Origin of the sequence: Lutibaculum baratangense AMV1 (assembly GCF_000496075.1) — a bacterium.
GTDB lineage: Bacteria > Pseudomonadota > Alphaproteobacteria > Rhizobiales > Tepidamorphaceae > Lutibaculum > Lutibaculum baratangense.
The window spans coordinates 45,930-53,030 of the sequence record NZ_AWXZ01000005.1 but is presented as its reverse complement, the minus strand read 5'-3'; the positions used below and the strand labels follow the sequence as shown (position 1 = coordinate 53,030).

Sequence of the window (7,101 nt, the reverse complement as noted above, 5' to 3'; positions counted from 1 at the left end):
CCGCGGAAAGCTCGACTTGGGGAGCCTCGAGCATCTGCCGGCTCGTGCTGCAAGCTCGGTCGAACATCCAGGCGGGAACTTCCTGCCAGCGGCCCGAGGCGTCGTCAGAGAACGTGCACCGGAAACGGACTATCCCAGACCTGTCGACCACATCGTGGACGTGAACCTGCCGCCCAGCCCAAGGGTGCCACGGGTAGAGAAGCTGACGTTCTTCGGTCCTGTGGGCGTTCCGTCGTCGGGTTGTACAACACCGAGAAGCCTCACTCGAGCCCCGGCTGGCTCACACCACACGAATATGCCCACCGCCTCCGGCGGCGAACTTGCCTGGCGCCAGCAGAGGGCGTTGATCACCACCGGGTTCCGGCTCCGACTGGATGAGGAGTGGGCGTCACGCCACGTCGGCAACGGCATGCCAGAGTTCCGATCGTCGCGCCGGCCGCCTCGCATACAATCGGGTCGGCTGTCCGGTTTCTTGCTGTCATTGACAGTGAGCTCAATGCCAATGTAGCTTCAAGGCCCCGGTGTCCCCCTCCTCATAGCAGACACACCTTGATGGCTGTCGCCGAGGAACTGAGCGAGCATGCCCGAGCCTCTCGTAAGCGTGGTCATCACGTGCTTCAATCAGAGGCGTCTCGTCGCGGAATCCATCGACTCGGTTCTCGGCCAAACCCACCAGACCCTTGAGTTGATCGTAGTCGACGATGGATCCTCCGACGGGACGTCCACCGTCGTCGGGAACATACGGGACAAACGGCTGACTTATGTCTGGCAGGAGAATGCCGGACCGAGCGACGCCACGAATCGCGGGCTTCGGATGGCCCGCGGAGAGTATGTCGCTCTTCTGGGCGGCGACGATATATCGCTCCCGCATCGCGTCGAGCAGCAGCTCGACCAGATCGAGCGGGGATACGACATCGTGTTCTCCCTACCAAGGCTGATCGACGACCGCTCCCGGGAGCTGCCGTACTACAGGTTTCCGATATTCTTCAGGGAGAACTTCGAGAGCGAGGCCGAGCTGCTCCGGACACTCTTCCTAGAAGGGAACTTCCTGTGCGGGCCATCGGCGATGGCACGGCGGAGCTTCTTCGAGCGCCACGGCATCTACCGACGCGGGCTCATCCAGCTCCAGGACTTCGACCTCTGGGTGCGCGCCTGCCGGGAAGGCGCGAGGATGCGGCGGTTCGAAGACCCGATTGTAAGATACCGCGTGCGCGACGGTGAGGGAAACCTCTCGGGTCCCCGCAACAAAAACCGCACCCCGTTCGAGCTGGTGTCGATCTATCGAGACATTCTGGAGGGAACGTCTCATTCCCTCCTTCGGGAGGCGTTCCCTCACGACATGTCGGCGCGGTCCAGCGACGACCTGCTCGCTCGGGAGGCCGACATCCTCTTCCTCTATCTCAATCACCCGAAACAACTCGTGCGGTCGGTCGGCATCGAACGCGCGGTAGCGTGGCTCGATGACGAGGACCGCTCGCGTGAGCTTGCGGGCCGTGGGTTCGGACCGGCCGAGCTATTTCAGATCATGAGCGAGACGCATTTCTGTGAGCACTAGCGAACCCCTTCCCTCTTGGGACCCGGGGGAAGAAGCCGCCGCGCTCGAATACGCCCTCTTCGACCCGGCATATTACCTCGCGCAGCGCCCCGACGCCGCAGACACGGAGGACAAGTCGCTCGTCCACTATCTTCAGTATGGATGGCGGGAGGGGGTCAATCCGTGCCCGCTCTTCGACGTTCGCTTCTATCTTTCGCAGCGGCCAGACGTCGCAGCCGCCCGGGTAGAGCCCTTCCTTCACTATCTGAGGGCAGGCCGAGCGGAAGGTTGCCAGCCCCATCCGCTGTTCGATCCGACCTTCTACTTTTCGCAGCGACCGGAACTCGCGAGGAGCGGCGTCGAGCCGTTGCAACACTACCTCGAAGGGGGGTGGCGGGAGGGCCTGAAACCGCACCCCCTGTTCGATGTGGACTTCTATCTCGAGCAGCGACCGGATGTCGTCGAGGCAAGACTGGAGCCGCTGAGGCATTATCTCGCGCACGGCTGGCGGGAAGGTACGAAGCCTCACCCGCTTTTCGACCCCGGCTTCTACCTGGCACACCGTCCGGATGTAGCCGAGGCCGGCGTTGAACCTCTCTCCCACTATCTGTTGGCCGGGTGGCGGGAGTGGGCTTGGCCACATCCGCTGTTCAACCCGACGCACCGGGCCGATTATCGTGTCGATCCGGAATTGCCGCAGTCGAACCCTCTCTTGGACTACGTCATGCAGAGCGAGGAGGCGGGGAAGGACCCGCACGCGTTGTTCGACACGCGGTACTATCTCGCGCAAGTGGAAGAGATGTCCGGCCTTCCGCCATTGCAGCACTACCTGGTGGAAGGCTGGAAACAGGGCCACTCGCCGCACCCCGTCTTCGACTCTTCATTCTACGTTGATCACTGCCACGACATCGAAGCACGGGCGCCGGATCCTCTCACGCATTACGTGACCATAGGCTGGAGGATCGGCGCATGGCCGCATCCGCTCTTCAACCGTGAGCTCTACTTGCAGCAGCGTCCGGAGGTGGCACGACAGGGCGTCGACCCACTGGCGCACTATCTCACGCTGGGCTGGCGCGACGATGCGAAGCCGCATCTTCTCTTCGAACCCATCCATTATCGGTCGCAGTGCGAAGGGGGAGAGCTTTCGATTGCACCCCTCGTGCATTACCTGAGCGAGGGCTGGAAGCAAGGGAAGCGCCCCCACCCCCTCTTCGATCTCGCCTTCTATCTGTCTAGATACCCCGCGGTCGCAGAATCCGGCGACGAGCCCTTGGCGCATTACGTGAGAAGCGGGTGGCGCGAGCGTCATTGGCCGCATCCCCTCTTCAACCCGGATTATTACCTCGAGCAGCGAGCCGATCTCGTGATGGCGGGAACCGAACCTCTTATGCACTATGTGCTGCGGGGGGACACGGAGCCGGGCGATCCGCACCCGCTTTTCGACACCCGGTTTTACCTGGAAGAGGCGGGCGGCACGGGTGGGCTTCCGCCCCTGCAGCACTACGTGACCGAAGGTTGGCTAGCGGGGCGGAGCCCGCACCCGCTCTTCGACCCCGACTACTACATCGACCGCCTGAAGCAGACCGAACCGGTCGCCCAGGAGCCCCTGAGCCACTATCTTGCGCGGGGGTGGCATGCGCAGCCACACCCCCTTTTCGATCCGGCCTTCTACCTCCGCAATTTCCTTGGCGACGAGATAGGGCAGAAGGCTCCCCTGCTGCACTACGCCGAGAGCGGGTGGGAAGCGGCGGCGGACCCGCACCCGCTGTTCGACACTTCCCTTTATCTCGACCAGCATCCCGACCGGGCGCGTGAACGCACGCCGCTGGAGCACTATGTCAGGCGCGGCTGGCGGGACGCGCTGCGCCCACATGTGCTGTTCGATCCAGCCTTCTATCTGGCGCAGTGTCCGGAGTCTGCCGGGTCGAATCCTCTCATCCATTTTCTCCTGCACGGCCGTGGCGACAACAAGCGGCCAACCGCGGAGGATATCTCCGGCATCATCGACCGGCTGATCGCCTTGGGCGATCTTGAGCGCGCCGCCTCACTGCACGCCATGCTCTCGACGCGGTCAAGGGCGTGGGCGCGGCGTGGGCTCGTTCTGCCGCTGCGCGGATTGAGAAGCTATGCGGAGGAACACGGCTGTCTTCTGAAGGAGTTCGCCGCCGAGGAAACGTCAATTCCGGAGACCCGCTGCTTCGGTCGCGTGGACGACACTCTTGTCGCCGAGCGGCTGCCGGGACTTTCAACCTTCGTCGCACAGATCGAGGGCGCGGTCGTGCTCGCAGGAACGAAGGTCGTCGTCACTGACGACGGAACGGTGCTGCATGACGCCGCGGCAAGGCACGCACACGATCCGGAGATTGAGATCGACGCCTCGGATCTCCTGCCTCGCGTCTCAGGGGAACAGGTGCTGCTCAATTTCGATCGGCGTCCGGTGCACCGGATCGAAGAGGGTGTGCTCCTGACAAGCGAATGCGACACGAGCTACGCCCGCTGGCTCCTCGAGGCGCTGCCGGCGGTTGCGATGCTCGATTCCCTGCCCCACCTGGCGGAGTGGCCGCTCCTAGTGCGCGATGACCTACCGGCGGACTTCTACCGCGCCCTTTATCTCGCCAACGTCAAGGACCGCCCCGTGATCAGGCTCCGGGACAGGGCAGCGTATCAGGTCGGCCGACTGACCATACCCAGCAACGTGACACTCATGACGAGGCGAGTTGCTGGAAGTGCCGGCACGACCGCGGATTTCGCGTTCAGCCGCCGGTGGACATGTCTCGCAGCCGAGACCGTCCAACGGCGGCTGGCACCGGCGGAGCTTCCGCGGCAGAAGCTGTTCGCCACGCGCCGGAGCGCTCCGCATCGACTAGCGAACAATGAGCAGATTGAAGTCCTGCTCGCGCGGGACGGCTTCATGATCGAGGAGTTCGATCGGACGAGTTTCGACTACGCGATCCTGCGGTGGAGTCAGTCGCCCACCGTCGTCGCCGCTGCCGGCGACTGTTTGGCCAACATGATCTTCTCGCCCAAGGGAAGTCGGCTTATCGTGCTGACATGCGATCCTTCCGCCCCCCGCACACGCCATCTACGGCACCTTGCGGGGAGCCTCGGCCATGACATCTGCTTCGTCGTCGGATCGCGGGAGTATACTGGCTGCGAGGATCCTGCCGACGACGACTACACGGTCGCCGGCCAAGATGTTCGATCGGCTCTCAAGCACATCGGCGCGCTCCAAGCGCTCCGGGATGCGGATCTATGATGCTCTTCCGTCGCCGCCGTCGCGAACTCTGGCGCGAGCATCCGGCAGTTCTCACCTTCGTCAAGAAGCTCCAACAGCTGGCGGAGGGCGAAGGAACGAAGTTGGCGGTTCCCGAGAGCGCCAAGCCTGAACTCCTGCGGGCAGTCTACACGCTGTCCAACGAGTTGGGCTTAGCGAAGGACTTCGAACTCGGCGACGTGGAGGCTGCCGTCGAGCGCAACAGCCTGCCGATATGGTACTCTCTACTGAACCTGCTCCGGCCTGTATGCGATCCCGCCACGCTGCATTTTCCTGGCAATTACGATCACAACAAGCTCGACCACCGCGCCTTCCTGGAGATGCTGCAGAAGAGGGACGAGGGCGTCGACCTGCCGCTCCTGTCCGTTCTCCTTGCGGCGGGCCTCGCGAAGTTCATGGGCTCCTATCGATCGGCGGAGGAGGCGTATAAGTCGATTGCTGGACCGCACGGGCTGATCGGACAGGGCGATCTGCATGCGAGCGCGGCGCTCTACGAGCGCCACCTGGTGCGGGATGAGCGGAAGGGAGCGACCGTGACAGCGGCCTATGGCATCCAGCCGCTGCTGCAGGAGGCGCTCTCCTGGCCCGGCATGCCCGAACCGAGCTTCGCGCGGGCAGAAGCCTTCATCCACGAGGCGATTGAACAGGCGCCCGCCGTGCCGCTCGGGCACTATCTGCTCGCCGTCCTTCGCAAGTTGACGGGTTCGCTCGAAGAGGCCGAGACGAGCCTTCGGCATGCGCGGGGCCTGGTGCCGGCTGCAGGGAGCGCTGGGCCGACCCTCGACCTTCAACTGGACCGACTGGTGTGCGCTCGGGGCCATGGCGGGGGCGTTGAGGAGGCGTCGCCGGTCGGCCGGGGCGCCTCGCCCCCCGGCTGGCGCAGGACGCTGGGGCCATCCGCAGGATGGGAAAGGACGCGCTGATGGCGCGGCAGGACTTCACGGCGACGGATGGGCGCGACGCCGTGGCCGGCGGCCTTGGCGAAGGATATGTCGGCGCGACGGCGTCGGAGCCCTTCGGCTATTCCTATACCGCACACGATGCCAAGAGGAGCTGGCGGGTCGAACAACGGCGGACGAGCAGCCGCCTGTTCGCCTTTCGCGCCAGGAACGCACGCCCCCTGTCTCCCTCCCTCATCCCGGTCGCGATCGAAGGCAGGCTTTTGCGGGACACGCAAATGTTCACCGGATACGAGAGGGAGATCTGGGATCCCTATCTCTTCGCCAGCGGTGCCGAAGGCTACGCCTACGATCTCCCCCAGCCGACGATCGTGACACGGCCAGTGATCCTGCTTCCGGGGCTCGGAAGCTTCTACTACCACTTCATCTTCGACGTGATTGGCGCATTGGCCATGGTCCCGCCAACCGAGTGGAAGAATCGGCTCGCGCTGTTCGCGCAAGCCCCCAGCCCCGGCCCCATGCTGCCGTGGCAGAACGAGATCGTCTCGATGATGTCGATCCCACAGTGCCAGACCTACCAGGGCTTCGGGAATAACATCTTCCAGGATGCCATCGTCTGCTCCTATCCGAGCCAGGACAACGCGGTGTCGCCCTCCATCGTCCGCTTCCTCAGGCAGCGCCTGGGCTTCCCCAGCCACGGACCGCAAGCGGGCAAGAGGATATTCTTCACGCGCACTGGCGCCCGCGCGATGGGCGAGGAGCGGCGGCGACTGGTCAACGACATGGCCGAGCGCTACGGTTTCCGCTGCGTCGATCCAATGAGGCTCAGCGTCCGCCAGCAACGCCAGGTCCTGTCAAACTGCAGCGTCTTCATGTGCGAGGCGGGGTCGGGTCTTGCCAACATGCTCTTTCTGCCGGAAGGCGCAACGGTTGTTACGCTCGGCACGAAGCTGACCTTCAAGGACTATTTCTGTCCCGTCGCAGGCGCGCTAAACCTTGAATCTCACGTGGTCCTCTCGGACGTGCAGCGAATGTTCCCGCGCCACCAGTTCCTCTGGTCGAACTTCATCCCCGATTTGGACATGGCGGCCTTGGAGCGATGCCTGAAGGAGGTTGTGAAGGCGTAGGTCTAGAGGGAGCTGAAGTTGTCGAGGCTTTCGCACTCCTGGGAGGGTAGAGCCTTCCGTGATGCCTGCTGCGGCCTCGGCCTGCGTGAGCCGCTTCAGGCTGCCCCCGGTGGCATGGATCCCTGCCGACCATCGCGTGGAACATGCGCCCGCGAGCATGTGGAAATCGTGTCCATCATCCCCCAGAAGGCGTCCCGCGATCACGCGAAACATGCACGCACTTCCTTCATTGCCGTCATGACGAGCATCTGATCGGCAGCGATCCGC

General features: G+C 63.9%; 4 protein-coding genes. All 4 read left to right on the top strand.

Annotation, left to right across the window (positions count from 1 at the left end):
* Positions 1-580: 580 nt before the first annotated feature.
* The 4 genes from N177_RS00625 to N177_RS00610 are packed head-to-tail and all read left to right on the top strand — an operon-like array spanning position 581 to position 6,834.
* Positions 581-1,555: a glycosyltransferase gene (locus N177_RS00625; RefSeq protein WP_051402187.1), complete on the top strand. Its 975-nt coding sequence runs from the start codon at positions 581-583 to the stop codon at positions 1,553-1,555.
* Positions 1,545-4,790: a glycosyltransferase family 61 protein gene (locus N177_RS20350; protein WP_023430283.1), complete on the top strand. Its 3,246-nt coding sequence runs from the start codon at positions 1,545-1,547 to the stop codon at positions 4,788-4,790. Before N177_RS00625 ends, N177_RS20350 begins: the two co-directional genes overlap by 11 nt.
* On the top strand, positions 4,787-5,731 hold the full coding sequence (locus tag N177_RS00615; protein WP_040484880.1) for a tetratricopeptide repeat protein: 945 nt from the start codon (positions 4,787-4,789) through the stop codon (positions 5,729-5,731). Before N177_RS20350 ends, N177_RS00615 begins: the two co-directional genes overlap by 4 nt.
* On the top strand, positions 5,731-6,834 hold the full coding sequence (locus tag N177_RS00610; protein ID WP_023430281.1) for a glycosyltransferase family 61 protein: 1,104 nt from the start codon (positions 5,731-5,733) through the stop codon (positions 6,832-6,834). The genes N177_RS00615 and N177_RS00610 overlap by 1 nt, the downstream gene beginning before the upstream one ends.
* Positions 6,835-7,101: the final 267 nt, after the last annotated feature.

Bases quoted from the DNA above. Each gene is read 5' to 3' on its own strand.
- N177_RS00625 (WP_051402187.1), top strand. From the start codon at position 581: ATGCCCGAGCCTCTCGTAAGCGTGGTCATCACGTGCTTCAATCAGAGG.
- N177_RS00615 (WP_040484880.1), top strand. From the start codon at position 4,787: ATGATGCTCTTCCGTCGCCGCCGTCGCGAACTCTGGCGCGAGCATCCG.
- N177_RS00610 (WP_023430281.1), top strand. From the start codon at position 5,731: ATGGCGCGGCAGGACTTCACGGCGACGGATGGGCGCGACGCCGTGGCC.